The organism is Streptomyces sp. WP-1, assembly GCF_030450125.1.
GTDB classification, from domain to species: domain Bacteria; phylum Actinomycetota; class Actinomycetes; order Streptomycetales; family Streptomycetaceae; genus Streptomyces; species Streptomyces incarnatus.
The window spans coordinates 2,499,984-2,513,901 of the sequence record NZ_CP123923.1 but is presented as its reverse complement, the minus strand read 5'-3'; the positions used below and the strand labels follow the sequence as shown (position 1 = coordinate 2,513,901).

13 protein-coding genes and 1 riboswitch are annotated in these 13,918 nt (G+C 71.4%); of the genes, 12 read left to right on the top strand and 1 reads right to left on the bottom strand.

All coding sequences use genetic code 11. The annotated features are described in order from the left end of the window. Positions 1 to 192 precede the first annotated feature (192 nt). Positions 193 to 1,035: an RNA polymerase sigma factor WhiG gene (gene whiG, locus QHG49_RS10540; protein WP_145485569.1), complete on the top strand. Its 843-nt coding sequence runs from the start codon at positions 193 to 195 to the stop codon at positions 1,033 to 1,035. 65 nt (positions 1,036 to 1,100) lie between these two features. Beyond that, the gene (locus QHG49_RS10535) at positions 1,101 to 1,655 is read left to right on the top strand and encodes a TetR/AcrR family transcriptional regulator (protein ID WP_159708595.1); all 555 of its coding nucleotides are present in this window, start codon (positions 1,101 to 1,103) and stop codon (positions 1,653 to 1,655) included. Positions 1,656 to 1,667: 12 nt separating this feature from the next. Here the strand turns inward: QHG49_RS10535 and QHG49_RS10530 are convergent, their stop codons facing one another. Beyond that, positions 1,668 to 2,270 (bottom strand): M23 family metallopeptidase, encoded by a 603-nt coding sequence (locus QHG49_RS10530; RefSeq protein WP_301488857.1) that lies wholly within the window; start codon positions 2,268 to 2,270, stop codon positions 1,668 to 1,670. 271 nt (positions 2,271 to 2,541) lie between these two features. Between QHG49_RS10530 and rpsB the strand changes: the two genes are divergently transcribed. The 10 genes from rpsB (at position 2,542) to QHG49_RS10480 (ending at position 13,876) form a co-directional block, all read left to right on the top strand. Then, on the top strand, positions 2,542 to 3,459 hold the full coding sequence (gene rpsB, locus QHG49_RS10525) for a 30S ribosomal protein S2 (RefSeq protein WP_301488855.1): 918 nt from the start codon (positions 2,542 to 2,544) through the stop codon (positions 3,457 to 3,459). Between the two features lie 159 nt (positions 3,460 to 3,618). Next, complete coding sequence (tsf, locus tag QHG49_RS10520; RefSeq protein WP_145485566.1) at positions 3,619 to 4,455, top strand: translation elongation factor Ts; 837 nt, start codon at positions 3,619 to 3,621, stop codon at positions 4,453 to 4,455. Positions 4,456 to 4,659: 204 nt separating this feature from the next. Next, complete coding sequence (gene pyrH / locus QHG49_RS10515; protein WP_046421052.1) at positions 4,660 to 5,418, top strand: UMP kinase; 759 nt, start codon at positions 4,660 to 4,662, stop codon at positions 5,416 to 5,418. A 184-nt stretch (positions 5,419 to 5,602) separates the two neighbouring features. Beyond that, a complete protein-coding gene (frr, locus tag QHG49_RS10510; protein WP_046421122.1) occupies positions 5,603 to 6,160 on the top strand; it encodes a ribosome recycling factor in 558 nt (185 codons plus the stop codon). A 140-nt stretch (positions 6,161 to 6,300) separates the two neighbouring features. Further along, positions 6,301 to 7,557: a phosphatidate cytidylyltransferase gene (locus QHG49_RS10505; protein ID WP_301488849.1), complete on the top strand. Its 1,257-nt coding sequence runs from the start codon at positions 6,301 to 6,303 to the stop codon at positions 7,555 to 7,557. Between the two features lie 196 nt (positions 7,558 to 7,753). Then, the gene (locus QHG49_RS10500) at positions 7,754 to 8,530 is read left to right on the top strand and encodes a VOC family protein (RefSeq protein WP_159705434.1); all 777 of its coding nucleotides are present in this window, start codon (positions 7,754 to 7,756) and stop codon (positions 8,528 to 8,530) included. 275 nt (positions 8,531 to 8,805) lie between these two features. Continuing rightward, positions 8,806 to 9,912 carry a 23S rRNA (adenine(2503)-C(2))-methyltransferase RlmN gene (gene rlmN, locus QHG49_RS10495; RefSeq protein ID WP_145485563.1) on the top strand — a complete coding sequence of 369 codons (1,107 nt, stop codon included), beginning with the start codon at positions 8,806 to 8,808 and terminating at the stop codon, positions 9,910 to 9,912. A 51-nt stretch (positions 9,913 to 9,963) separates the two neighbouring features. Beyond that, positions 9,964 to 10,070, top strand: a riboswitch (TPP riboswitch). 70 nt (positions 10,071 to 10,140) lie between these two features. Beyond that, positions 10,141 to 11,211, top strand: coding sequence for a thiamine ABC transporter substrate binding subunit (locus QHG49_RS10490; RefSeq protein WP_145485562.1), 1,071 nt, complete (start codon positions 10,141 to 10,143; stop codon positions 11,209 to 11,211). A gap of 47 nt (positions 11,212 to 11,258) precedes the next feature. Next, the gene (locus QHG49_RS10485; RefSeq protein ID WP_301492750.1) at positions 11,259 to 12,860 is read left to right on the top strand and encodes an iron ABC transporter permease; all 1,602 of its coding nucleotides are present in this window, start codon (positions 11,259 to 11,261) and stop codon (positions 12,858 to 12,860) included. Continuing rightward, complete coding sequence (locus QHG49_RS10480) at positions 12,860 to 13,876, top strand: ABC transporter ATP-binding protein (RefSeq protein ID WP_301488845.1); 1,017 nt, start codon at positions 12,860 to 12,862, stop codon at positions 13,874 to 13,876. The genes QHG49_RS10485 and QHG49_RS10480 overlap by 1 nt, the downstream gene beginning before the upstream one ends. The last annotated feature ends 42 nt before the right edge of the window (positions 13,877 to 13,918 follow it).

The following is a 13,918-nucleotide window of genomic DNA, read 5'->3' as shown; positions in this document are numbered from 1 at the left end:
GTTCGCGCACCGCGACTCCTCAGTCACGCTACGCTCACGAAGACGTCTCCACAGACCACCCAACTCGACATCGGACCGACACCTCACCCAGGCGGCCCCCTTTCGGCCCACGACCTCCCCGCACCGCACACACGGTCACGGCACTTGACGGCACTTGACGGCACTTCACGGCAGAACGGCACAAGGCGACGAATGCCCCAGCACACCTCCGGGTCCGACCGGGCGGCGATCCCCCCAGCCGCCCGCGACGGTGGCAGCGTGCGGCCGCCCGCTCCCTCGACGCTCGACGAGCTGTGGCGGTCGTACAAGGCGACGGGGGACGAACGGCTGCGGGAGCAGCTGATCCTGCACTACTCGCCGCTCGTGAAATACGTGGCGGGCCGGGTGAGCGTCGGCCTGCCGCCCAACGTGGAGCAGGCCGACTTCGTCTCCTCCGGGGTGTTCGGGCTGATCGACGCGATCGAGAAGTTCGACATCGACCGGGAGATCAAGTTCGAGACGTACGCGATCACCCGGATCCGCGGTGCCATGATCGACGAGCTGCGGGCGCTGGACTGGATCCCGCGCTCGGTGCGGCAGAAGGCGCGCAATGTCGAGCGCGCCTACGCCACCCTGGAGGCCCGGCTGCGGCGCACCCCGAGCGAGAGCGAGGTGGCCGGGGAGCTGGGCATGGAGGTGGACGAACTGCACGCCGTCTTCAGCCAGTTGTCGCTCGCCAACGTGGTCGCCCTGGAGGAGCTGCTGCACGTCGGCGGCGAGGGCGGGGACCGGCTCAGCCTCATGGACACGCTGGAGGACACCGCCGCGGACAACCCCGTGGAGGTGGCCGAGGACCGGGAGCTGCGAAGATTCCTCGCGCGGGCCATCAACACACTGCCCGACCGGGAGAAGACGGTCGTCACGCTCTACTACTACGAGGGCCTCACGCTGGCCGAGATCGGCAATGTCCTCGGGGTCACCGAGAGCCGGGTCAGCCAGATCCACACCAAGTCGGTCCTTCAGCTGCGGGCCAAGCTGGCGAGCTTCGGACGCTGAGCGGACACCGCATCGCGCGGGCGCGTCCTAAAGTGGTCGACGTGCCAAGGATTCGAGCGGCCTCCGTGGCCGAGCACCGGTCGATGCAGCGAGCCGCCCTGCTGGACGCGGCTCGTTCCCTGTTGTCCGAGGGCGGGACGGAGGCGCTGACCTTCCCCGCGCTGGCCGAGCGCACCGGGCTCGCGCGCTCCTCCGTGTACGAGTACTTCCGGTCCCGGGCGGCCGTGGTCGAGGAGCTGTGCGAGGTCGACTTCCCGCTGTGGGCGGCGGAGGTGGCCGCGGCCATGGAGCGCGCGGACTCACCCGAGGGCAAGGTCGAGGCGTACGTCCGCCGGCAGCTGGTCCTCGTCGGGGACCGGCGGCACCGGGCGGTCGTGGCGATCTCCGCGAGCGAGCTGGACGCCGGGGCCCGGGAGAAGATCAGGGCGGCGCACGGCGAGCTGGTCGCGATGATCGTCGAGGCGCTGGGGGAGCTGGGCCAGGCGCAGCCGAGGCTGGCGGCGATGCTGCTCCAGGGCGTCGTGGACGCGGCCGTACGACGGATCGAGATCGGCGCGGAGGACCCGGCGGCGGTGACGGAGGCCGCGGTCCGGATGGCGCTGCGGGGCGTACAGGGCTGAGCGGCGCGGGGGTCAGCCGGTGAGCACCGGCAGCAGTCTCGACGGCCCCCGCCCCAGCAGCCACGGCGGCAGCAGGGACAAGGGGTTCAGATAGGCTGCGCCCCGCAGCAGACCCCAGTGGACACAGGCCGCCGCCCCGCAGTGCGCGCCCGTCGCCACCACCCCGACCACGTCACCCGCCGCCACCTCCGCCCCCTCCTCCACCGAGGGGCTCACCGGCTCGTACGTCGTCCGCAGCCCGGTCCCCGTCAGCTCCACCGTCACCACTCCCCGCCCGGCCACCCGGCCCGCGAAGGACACCCGGCCCGCCGCCACCGCCCGTACAGGGCTCCCGGGCGCGGCGGCCAGATCCACGCCCCGGTGCCCGGGGCCGTACGGTGTCGCCGGCGGCTCCCAGCCGCGCAGGACCGGCGGCCGTACGCCCACCGGCCAGACCCGCGCGACCGCCGGCACCCCGGCCCCGGCCCCGGCCGGAGCCCAGGGCGGCCCCGTCGGCGAAGACCCCGCCCACGCCAGCCCCCCGAACCCGGGTCCCACCCCGGTCCCGTACACCACCAGCGTCAAGGCCGTCACCAGGACCGCCCAGCCCGCCCCGCATCCCACACGTCGTCGCATGCCCCCACGGTCCCGCAGCCCACCGCCCCGGCACCTTCACCTGTGGGCTACTCCCCGGTTGTGGACAGCCGCGTCACCCGGTGGCCCGGCGGTCCCGTACACTTCTTCTGGCGATCCGGGTCACCGGGTCGACTTCGCACGCCCCGGTACGGCATCCGGAAACGGTTCGTACCAAGCGCCTCTCGGTCCTTCGCGGCACGGCGCACGCGGGCGTCAGGCGCGACCGCCGTCCGGCGGACGCGGCACAACCGAGAAACTCAAGGAGATGGCCATGGCCGTCGTCACGATGCGGGAGCTGCTGGAGAGCGGCGTCCACTTCGGTCACCAGACCCGTCGCTGGAACCCGAAGATGAAGCGCTTCATCTTCACCGAGCGCAACGGCATCTACATCATCGACCTGCTCCAGTCGCTGTCGTACATCGACCGCGCCTACGAGTTCGTCAAGGAGACCGTCGCCCACGGCGGCACGGTCATGTTCGTCGGCACGAAGAAGCAGGCGCAGGAGGCCATCGCCGAGCAGGCCACCCGCGTCGGCATGCCCTTCGTCAACCAGCGTTGGCTGGGCGGCATGCTCACCAACTTCTCGACCGTCTACAAGCGTCTGCAGCGCCTCAAGGAGCTCGAGCAGATCGACTTCGAGGACGTCGCGGCCTCCGGTCTGACCAAGAAGGAGCTGCTGGTCCTCTCCCGCGAGAAGGCCAAGCTCGAGAAGACCCTCGGCGGTATCCGCGAGATGCAGAAGGTGCCCAGCGCCGTCTGGATCGTGGACACCAAGAAGGAGCACATCGCCGTTGGTGAGGCCCGGAAGCTGAACATCCCGGTCGTCGCGATCCTCGACACCAACTGCGACCCCGACGAGGTCGACTACAAGATCCCGGGCAACGACGACGCGATCCGCTCCGTCACCCTGCTCACCCGCGTGATCGCCGACGCCGTCGCCGAGGGCCTCATCTCCCGCTCTCGCGTCGCCACCGGTGACAAGGGCGAGAAGGCCGCGGGCGAGCCGCTCGCCGAGTGGGAGCGCGACCTGCTCGAGGGTGAGAAGAAGGACGAGGCTCCGGCCGCCGAGGCCACCGAGGCCACGGAGGCTCCGGCCACCGAGGCTCCGGCCGCTGAGGCCCCCGCCGAGGCTCCCGCCGCCGAGGCCGCTCCGGCCGAGGAGAAGGCCGCCGAGGGCGAGCAGGCCTGATCCGCCGCGTCAGCGTTTGACAGCGGGGGCGGCGACATCAACTCCGCCCCCGCTGTTCACCCATAGGTCGGTACGACGTACGCGCTCCGCGTCTTCATGCGGATCGTGAACCGTGCGGATCTGAAGATCTCCCAGACTTCGAGAAAGACTCACTGACTCATGGCGAACTACACCGCCGCCGACGTCAAGAAGCTCCGTGAGCTCACGGGCGCCGGCATGATGGACTGCAAGAAGGCGCTCGACGAGGCCGAGGGCAACGTCGACAAGGCCGTCGAGGCGCTGCGCATCAAGGGCCAGAAGGGCGTCGCCAAGCGCGAGGGCCGCTCCGCCGAGAACGGCGCCGTGGTCTCCATCATCGCCGACGACAACTCCTCCGGCGTCCTGGTCGAGCTGAAGTGCGAGACGGACTTCGTCGCCAAGGGTGACAAGTTCCAGGCCGTGGCCACGGCCATCGCCGAGCACGTCGCCAAGACCTCCCCGGCCGACATCGAGGCCCTGCTCGCCTCCGAGATCGAGGCCGGCAAGACCGTCCAGGCGTTCGTGGACGAGGCCAACGCCAACCTCGGTGAGAAGATCGTCCTGGACCGCTTCGCGCAGTTCTCCGACGGCTACGTCACCGCCTACATGCACCGCACCATGCCCGACCTGCCCCCGCAGATCGGTGTCCTGGTCGAGCTGGACAAGCCGAACGCCGAGGTCGCCAAGGGCATCGCCCAGCACATCGCCGCGTTCGCGCCGAAGTACCTGGCCAAGGAGGACGTCCCGGCCGAGGTCGTCGAGTCCGAGCGTCGCATCGCCGAGGAGACGACCCGCGCCGAGGGCAAGCCCGAGGCCGCGATCGCCAAGATCGTCGAGGGTCGCGTCAACGGCTTCTTCAAGGACGCCACCCTGCTCGGCCAGCCGTACGCGCTGGACAACAAGAAGTCGGTCCAGAAGGTGCTGGACGAGGCCGGTGTCACCCTGAAGCGCTTCACGCGCATCAAGGTCGGCATCTGAGTCCGTACCGCGATCGACGCGCGACCCGCGGAGAAATCCCGATAGGGTCGACAGCAGTCGTCCGCGACCACCGCCACACCCGGGTGTGGGGCGGACGGCAGCAGATCTGACGAGGAGGCCATTGCCGCGTATGGGAGCGAATAGCGACCCCACCGGCAATGGCCTTCTTCGTATGTGCAACACGTGAAAGAGGCGGGATCTCCCATGACCGACAAGGCCCAGAAGAGCGACGACGGCAAAGTACGCGGCCGGTTTCTGCTGAAGCTGTCCGGAGAGGCGTTCTCCGGTGGCGGCGGCCTGGGCGTCGACCCGGACGTGGTGCACAAGATCGCTCGCGAGATCGCGGCCGTCGTACGGGACGGCGCGCAGGTCGCGGTCGTCATCGGCGGCGGCAACTTCTTCCGTGGCGCCGAACTCCAGCAGCGCGGCATGGACCGCGCCCGCTCCGACTACATGGGCATGCTCGGCACCGTGATGAACTGCCTCGCCCTCCAGGACTTCCTGGAGAAGGAGGGCATCGACAGCCGGGTGCAGACCGCCATCACCATGGGCCAGGTCGCCGAGCCGTACATCCCGCTGCGCGCCGTGCGCCACCTGGAGAAGGGCCGCGTGGTCATCTTCGGCGCCGGTATGGGCATGCCCTACTTCTCCACCGACACCACCGCCGCCCAGCGCGCCCTGGAGATCGACGCCGAGGCGCTGCTCATGGGCAAGAACGGGGTGGACGGGGTCTACGACTCCGACCCCAAGACCAACCCCGACGCCGTCAAGTTCGACGCCCTCGGCTACGGCGAGGTCATCACCCGGGACCTGAAGGTCGCCGACGCCACCGCCATCACGCTGTGCCGCGACAACAAGCTCCCGATCCTCGTCTTCGAGCTTCTCGCGGAGGGCAATATCGCCCGTGCCGTCAAGGGTGAGAAGATCGGCACGCTGGTGGGTGACCACGGCAGCCGGAACTGACCGGCACGCCCCCCGTCGCCCGGGTACGACACCTGTCCGAGGGACGGACGGGACGCGCCTCGGCCGGGGGATGGACAATGTCTTGCCGGTCGGGAACCGTGCAGGAAGAAGACGCGACGCAGCCGGCCGCCGGACCGCTGAGGAACCGCAGCCGGGCCTTACTCAAGACACGCAGGAGCAAGTGGTGATCGAAGAGACCCTCCTCGAAGCCGAGGAGAAGATGGAGAAGGCCGTCGTGGTCGCCAAGGAGGACTTCGCCGCGATCCGCACCGGCCGTGCGCACCCGGCGATGTTCAACAAGATCGTGGCCGACTACTACGGTGCCCTGACGCCGATCAACCAGCTGGCCTCGTTCTCCGTGCCGGAGCCGCGGATGGCGGTCGTCACGCCGTTCGACAAGAGCGCGCTGCGCAACATCGAGCAGGCGATCCGCGACTCCGACCTGGGCGTCAACCCCAGCAACGACGGCAACATCATCCGGGTGGTGTTCCCCGAGCTGACCGAGGAGCGCCGTCGCGACTACATCAAGGTCGCCAAGGGCAAGGCCGAGGACTCCAAGGTCTCCATCCGTTCCGTGCGCCGCAAGGCCAAGGACGCCATCGACAAGATGATCAAGGATGGCGAGATCGGTGAGGACGAGGGCCGCCGTGCGGAGAAGGAGCTGGACGACCTGACGGCGAAGTACGTCGCCCAGGTGGACGAGCTCCTCAAGCACAAGGAATCGGAACTGCTCGAAGTCTGATGAGCGACTCTTCCTGGGGGGCGCCGCCACCGGCGGGGCGGACCGGCTACTGGGGGCCCACCGAGGGTGGGCCCGTCCAGGGCGGGGACGCCCCGGCGGGTCCCGCGTACGATGCGCCCGCGGCGCAGCACACGCGCCCCATGCCCATCGTGCCCGATGTACCCGCGTATGGCGGAGACCAGGACGAGACCCGGGGGGCTGCTCGGCTGAGCGGCCCCTTGTCCCGGGACGAGCCCCAGCCGCAGTACGGCACACCGCCGCAGTACGGCACCGAGCCCCCCTACGGGGAACGGCCGCCGTACGAGCGGCAGCCCGGCCACGGCGACCCGCGACCGCCCGCGGGTCCGGGACCGTACGACCCCTACGGGACGCAGTCCCCGACGGGGGAGCGGCCGTCGTACGAACAGCCGCAGCAGCAGCCGTTCGAGCAGCGGCCGCAGTACGGGCACCAGCAGCCCTACGGGGCGCGGCCGCAGCCCCCGTACGGGACGCCCCAGCCGCCCCCGGCTCCGACCCCGAGCCCGAGCCAGAATCCGGTACCCATGCCCGACGCCCCGCAGCCGACGCCGGCGCCGCAGAAGAAGAGCGCGGGCCGCGACCTCAGCGCGGCCATAGGCGTCGGTGTTGGCCTCGGCGTGGTGATCATCGCGTCGCTGTTCATCGTCAAGGCCGTGTTCGTCGGTGTGATCGCGGTCGCCGTCGTCGTCGGACTGTGGGAGCTGACCAGCAGGCTCCAGGAGCGCAAGGGCATCAAGGCGCCGCTGGTGCCGCTCGCGGTCGGCGGTGCGGCGATGGTGGTCGCCGGCTATGTGCGCGGCGCCGAGGGCGCCTGGGTCGCCATGGCCCTCACCGCGCTCGCGGTGCTGGTCTGGCGGATGACGGAGCCACCGGAGGGCTACCTCAAGGACGTCACGGCCGGTGTCTTCGCGGCGTTCTACGTGCCCTTCCTGGCCACCTTCGTCGCGCTGCTGCTCACCGCGGACGACGGTCCCTGGCGGGTGCTGACCTTCCTGCTGCTCACCGTCGTCAGCGACACCGGCGCCTATGCCGTCGGCTGGCGCTTCGGAAAGCACAAGCTCGCCCCGCGGATCAGCCCCGGCAAGACCCGCGAGGGCCTGTTCGGCGCGGTGTCGTTCGCGATGGTCGTGGGCGCGCTGTGCATGCAGTTCCTGATCGACGGCGGCCACTGGTGGCAGGGCCTGCTGCTGGGCCTCGCGGTCGCGGCCAGCGCCACCCTGGGCGACCTCGGCGAGTCCATGATCAAGCGCGACCTGGGCATCAAGGACATGGGCACCCTGCTCCCGGGGCACGGCGGCATCATGGACCGCCTGGACTCCCTGCTGCCCACGGCTCCGGTGGTCTGGCTGCTGCTGGTGCTCTTCGTCGGCTCCACCTGACGAAACCCGGCATCGCGCGCCGACTCGGCCGTACGGGCCCCGTCCTGATCCCCAGGGCGGGGCCCGTCGTCGTACGGCGGTCCGCTCGTCCGGCCCTGCGCGGTGCCCCGCCCCTGACGCGCGGGCGCTCGTGTTTGGCCACACGATGGTGGCAAAGAGCGCCCCGTGGCGTGGCCCCTGGTAGGGAGAGCGAGAGATGCCCGAAGTCACCACCCCGTACGCGACCGGCACCCCGTGCTGGGTCGACCTGATGGCGTCGGACCAGCAGGCCGCGCTGGACTTCTACCGCGACCTGCTCGGCTGGCAGGGGCAGCCGGGGCCGGCCGGGTTCGGCGGCTACACGGTCTGCGAGCTGCATGGCAAGGCCGTGGCGGGCCTCGGCCCCAAGCCCCAGGACATGCCGGAACCGCCGCCCACCGTCTGGACCAGCTACCTGGCGTCCACCGACGCCGAGGCCACCCAGGACGCGATCGTCTCGGCCGGGGGCACCCTGCTCGTCCCGGTGATGGACGTCGGCGATCTCGGCCGCATGCTGATCGCCGCCGACCCGCAGGGCGCCGTCTTCGGCGTCTGGCAGCCCGGCGAGTTCTCCGGCGCCCAGGTGGTCAACGAGGCCGGCGCGCTCGTCTGGAACGAGCTGCACACCAACGACGTACCGGGTGCCACCGGCTTCTACGGCGAGGCGTTCGGCATCGAGATCGAGCCCATGGAGGGCGCGGACTCCTACTGGGCGCTGCTGGTCGGCGGCCGCGCGGTCGGCGGCGTCACCCGGCTCGCCGACGACCCGCCCGGCACCCCGGCCCACTGGCTGACCTACTTCGCGGTCGACGACGTCGACTCCACCGTGGACGCCCTGGTCAGAAGCGGCGGCACGGTCCTGGCCCCGCCCTTCGACATGATGGCCGGCCGCATGACCGTGGTCACCGACCCCCAGGGCGCCCCCTTCGCCCTGATCAAACCGAAACCGATGTGACCCACCCACGCCGACCGGGCCCCCGAGCCGACCGGCCCCCGACCCGACCCGCCCCCGGCCGGGCCGCCCCCGGCCGGGCCGCCCCCGGCCGGGCCGCCCCCGGCCGGGCCGCCCCCGGCCGGGCCGCCCCCGGCCGGGCCGCCCCCGGCCGGGCCGGGCCGGTCGGCCCCCGGCACCCGGCCGGGGGGCGGCCCGACCGGCCCGGCCCGGCCGCGATACGCGCCACAACCAGCGGCCCCAGGTCACCCCATTGGATCTGCGACACTGGTACCACCATGCCCAAGCCCGGAGAACTCACCTTTGTCGCGCCGCGCGGAGCCAAGAAGCCGCCGCGGCATCTCGCCGATCTCTCGCCCGCCGAGCGCAAGGAAGCGGTGGCCGGGATCGGTGAGAAGCCGTTCCGTGCCAAGCAGCTGTCGCAGCACTACTTCGCGCGGTACGCGCACGACCCGGAGCAGTGGACCGACATCCCGGCCGGCTCCCGGGAGAAGCTGCGCGAGGCGCTGTTCCCGGAGCTGATGACGGTCGTCCGGCATCTGGCGACCGACGAGGGCACCACCCGCAAGACGCTGTGGCGGCTGTTCGACGGCACCCTCGTGGAGTCCGTGCTGATGCGGTACCCGGACCGGGTCACCATGTGCATCAGCTCGCAGGCGGGCTGCGGGATGAACTGCCCCTTCTGCGCGACCGGCCAGGCGGGCCTGGACCGCAATCTGTCCACCGCGGAGATCGTCCACCAGATCGTGGACGGCATGCGGGCACTGCGCGACGGCGAGGTGCCGGGCGGCCCGGCGCGGCTGTCCAACATCGTGTTCATGGGCATGGGCGAGCCGCTCGCCAACTACAAGCGGGTCGTCGGCGCCATCCGCGCGCTCACCGACCCCGCGCCGGACGGCCTCGGCCTTTCCCAGCGCGGTATCACCGTCTCCACCGTCGGGCTGGTGCCGGCCATCCACCGGTTCTCCGACGAGGGCTTCAAGTGCCGCCTGGCGATCTCCCTGCACGCCCCCGACGACGAGCTGCGCGACACCCTCGTCCCCGTGAACACGCGGTGGCAGGTGCGCGAGGTGCTGGACGCCGGGTTCGAGTACGCCGAGAAGAGCGGGCGCCGGCTGTCGATCGAGTACGCGCTCATCCGCGACATCAACGACCAGGCGTGGCGCGGCGACCGGCTCGGCCGGCTGCTGCGCGGCAGGCCCGTGCACGTCAACCTCATTCCGCTGAACCCGACTCCGGGCTCCAAGTGGACGGCCTCGCGGCCCGAGGACGAGAAGGCGTTCGTGGAGGCGATCGCCGCGCACGGTGTGCCGGTGACGATCCGGGACACCCGTGGGCAGGAGATCGACGGAGCCTGCGGTCAGCTCGCCGCCACCGAGCGGTAGTCTGGGCCCGTTCCATCACATCTTCATCATTGAAATAGTCGAAACATCTTCATATTCCGACAGGGGAGCGCCACAGCGCTGAGAGTGCGGCACCAGGCCGCAGACCCTCTGAACCTCGCCCAGGTCATTCTGGGTAGGAAGTTCGGTCACTACTCAAGCTGTTGCGCCCTGTCCGGTTCCTCCGGACAGGGCCGCGTTCTTCCTGGCCGACCCCAGGAGGACAACCAAGTGCACAACAAGACCTTCGTGGTCGCGGCGGTCGGGCTCGGCCTGGTCGCGCTGTCCGCGTGCGGCGGGGCGCAGGGACAGGACGAGGCGGACGCCAAGACCGTCACCCTCGTCAGCCACGACTCGTGGGCCGTCTCCAAGAGCGTGCTCGCGGACTTCGAGAAGCGCTCCGGGTACAAGGTCCGCGTCCTCAAGGACGGCGACGCCGGACAGGCCGTCAACAAGGCCATCCTGACCAAGGACAACCCTCAGGGCGACGTCCTCTTCGGCGTCGACAACACCCTGCTCTCCCGCGCCCTCGACAACGGGCTGTTCCAGCCGTACACCGCCAAGGGCCTGGACAAGGTCGGCGCCCCGTACCAGCTCGACGGCAAGCACCGTGTCACGCCCGTCGACTACGGCGACATCTGCGTCAACTACGACAAGGCGTACTTCAGCGAGCACCACCTCGCCCCGCCGCAGTCGTACGCCGACCTCGCCAAGCCCGCGTACAAGAACCTCCTCGTCACCGAGAACGCGGCCACCGCCTCGCCCGGCCTCGGCTTCCTGCTCGGCAGCGCCGCGCGGTTCGGGGACCAGGGCTGGCAGGACTACTGGAAGAAGCTCAAGGCCAACGGCGTCAAGGTCGTCGACGGCTGGGAGCAGGCCTACTACCAGGAGTTCTCCGGCTCCTCGGAGGGCAAGAAGGCCGGCGGCGACCGCCCGCTCGTCGTGTCGTACGCCTCCTCCCCGCCCGCCGAGGTGATCTACGCCAAGAAGCGCCCCGCCACCGCCCCGACCGGCGTGGCCACCGGCACCTGCTTCCGCCAGATCGAGTTCGCCGGGCTGCTGAGCAACGCGAAGAACCCCAAGGGCGCCAAGGCGTTCCTCGACTTCCTGGTCTCCAAGGAGTTCCAGGAGGACATGCCGCTGAACATGTATGTCTACCCGGTCGTCGCGGGTGCCCGGGTGCCCGCCGACTTCACGAAGTACGGTCCGGCCGCCCGGCACCCCGAGACGATGGCCCCCGGGAAGATCGCCGCCAACCGTGATCAGTGGGTCAAGACGTGGACGTCACTCGTACTGAAGTGACCGCCCGCGCGCGGACACGGCGCGGGAGCGCGGCGCGGCTGGGGCTGATGGCCCTGCCCGTCGCGTTCTTCGCCGTGTTCTTCGCCTGGCCCGTCGCCGCCATCGTGGCCCGCGGACTGGAGACCGGCGGCGCCTGGCAGTTCGGGCGGATCGCGGACGTCGTCACCCAGCCGGACATCCGGCACGTGCTCTGGTTCACCACCTGGCAGGCGCTCGCCTCCACCGCGCTCACCCTGCTGCTCGCGCTGCCCGCCGCGTTCGTCTTCGCCCGCCTCGACTTCCCCGGCAAACAGGTGCTGCGGGCCGTCGTCACCGTCCCGTTCGTGCTGCCCACCGTCGTCGCCGGCAGCGCCTTCCTCGCGCTCGTCGGCCACGGCGGACTGCTCGACCAGCTGTGGGGCGTACGCCTGGACACCACCGTGTGGGCGATCCTGCTCGCGCACGTCTTCTTCAACTACGCGGTCGTCGTACGGACCGTGGGCGGACTGTGGGCCCAGCTCGACCCGCGCCAGGAGGAGGCCGCGCGGATGCTCGGCGCCTCGCCGTTCGCCGCGTGGCGGAAGGTGACCCTGCCCGCCCTCGCGCCCGCCGTGGCCGCCGCCGCGCTGATGGTGTTCCTGTTCACCTTCACCTCCTTCGGCGTCGTCCAGATCCTCGGTGGCCCCACCTTCTCCACCCTCGAAGTGGAGATCTACCGGCAGACCTCCGAGGTCTTCGACCTGACCACGGCCGCCGTCCTCACCCTCGTCCAGTTCGCCGCCGTCGGCGCGATCCTCGGCGTCCACGCCTGGACGGTACGGCGCCGGGAGAGCGCCCTGCGCCTGGTCGACCCCCGGCTCACCGCGCGCCGGCCGTGCGGCACCGGGCAGCGGGCGCTGCTCGCCGGCGTCCTCGCCACCGTGGCGCTGCTCCTGGTGCTGCCGCTCGCCGTCCTCGTCCGCCGCTCCCTCGACGCCCCCGGCTTCGGCTACTACCGGGCGCTGACCCGCACCGACGGCGGTACGTTCCTGGTGGCGCCGGTGCACGCGGTGTGGACCTCGCTCCAGTACGCCGTCGCCGCCACCGCCATCGCCGTGCTGATCGGCGCCCTCGCCGCCGCCGCGCTGGCCCGCCGGGACGCGGGCCGCCTGGTGCGGGGCTTCGACGCGCTGCTGATGCTGCCGCTCGGGGTGTCCGCCGTGACCGTCGGCTTCGGCTTCCTGATCGCCCTCGACAAGCCGCCGCTGGACCTGCGCCAGTCCTGGATCCTGGTGCCGCTCGCCCAGGCCCTGGTCGGCGCCCCCTTCGTGGTCCGCACCATGCTGCCGGTGCTGCGCGCGGTCGACACCCGGCTGCGGGAGGCGGCGGCCGTGCTCGGGGCCTCGCCCTGGCGGGTGTGGCGGGAGATCGATCTCCCGCTGGTACGGCGGGCGTTGCTGGTCGCGGCGGGGTTCGCGTTCGCCGTCTCGCTCGGCGAGTTCGGCGCGACCGTGTTCATCGCCCGGCCCGACAACCCGACCCTGCCGGTCGCCGTGGCCCGGCTGCTCAGCCGCCCCGGGGACCTCAACTACGGCCAGGCGATGGCCCTTTCGACCATTCTGATGGTGGTGTGCGCCGCCGCCCTGCTCCTCCTGGAGCGGCTGCGGACGGACCGGACAGGGGAGTTCTGATGCTGAGCCTTCAGGGCGCGACCGTGCGCTTCGGCGGGCGGGCCGTGCTGGACGCGGTGGACCTGGAGGTCGCCGAGCACGAGGTGGTGTGCGTGCTCGGGCCCAGCGGCAGCGGCAAGTCCACCCTGCTGCGGGCGGTCGCCGGGCTCCAGGCCCTCGACGCCGGGCGGGTGTCGCTCGCCGGACGGGACCAGGGCGGGGTGCCCGCGCATCGGCGCGGGGTCGGCCTGATGTTCCAGGACCACCAGCTCTTCCCGCAGCGCGACGTCGGCGCCAACGTGGCGTTCGGGCTGCGGATGCACGGCGTGGCGAAGGGCGAACGGGACGCCCGGGTGGGCGAGTTGCTGGAACTGGTCGGGCTGCCGGGCGCGGCCCGCCGGTCGGTGGCCGCGCTGTCCGGCGGCGAGCAGCAGCGCGTCGCCCTCGCCCGCGCGCTCGCCCCCCGGCCCCGGCTGCTGATGCTGGACGAACCCCTCGGTCAGCTCGACCGCTCCCTGCGCGAACGCCTCGTGGTCGAACTCCGGGAACTCTTCGGCCGGTTGGGTACGACCGTGCTCGCCGTCACCCACGACCAGGGCGAGGCGTTCGCGCTGGCCGACCGGGTGGTGGTGATGCGGGACGGCCGGATCGCCCAGTCCGGCACGCCACTTGAGGTCTGGCAGCGGCCCGCCGACGCGTTCGTGGCCCGCTTCCTCGGCTTCGAGAACGTGGTCCCGGCGACGGTCACGGGCACGGCCGCCGACAGCCCCTGGGGGAAACTGCCGGTCCCGCAGGACGCCCCGCAGGGTGCCAGGACCCTGCTCGTCCGGCCCGCAAGCGTACGGCTCGTCCCCGCCGGCACCGGGCTGACCTGCACGGTCGCCGCCCGCACCTTCAAGGGCACCCATGTCGCCGTCCATCTCCAGCCGCAGGACGGTCCCCGCCTCGAAGCGGCCTGCGCGCTGCGGGACGCGCCGGAGAGCGGGGACACGGTGGGCGCGGAGTTCGACGCGGCCGAAATCGTCGTGCTCGACTGATCGCCCGCGACCTGGGGTGGGCCCATGAATCACCTCACGCAC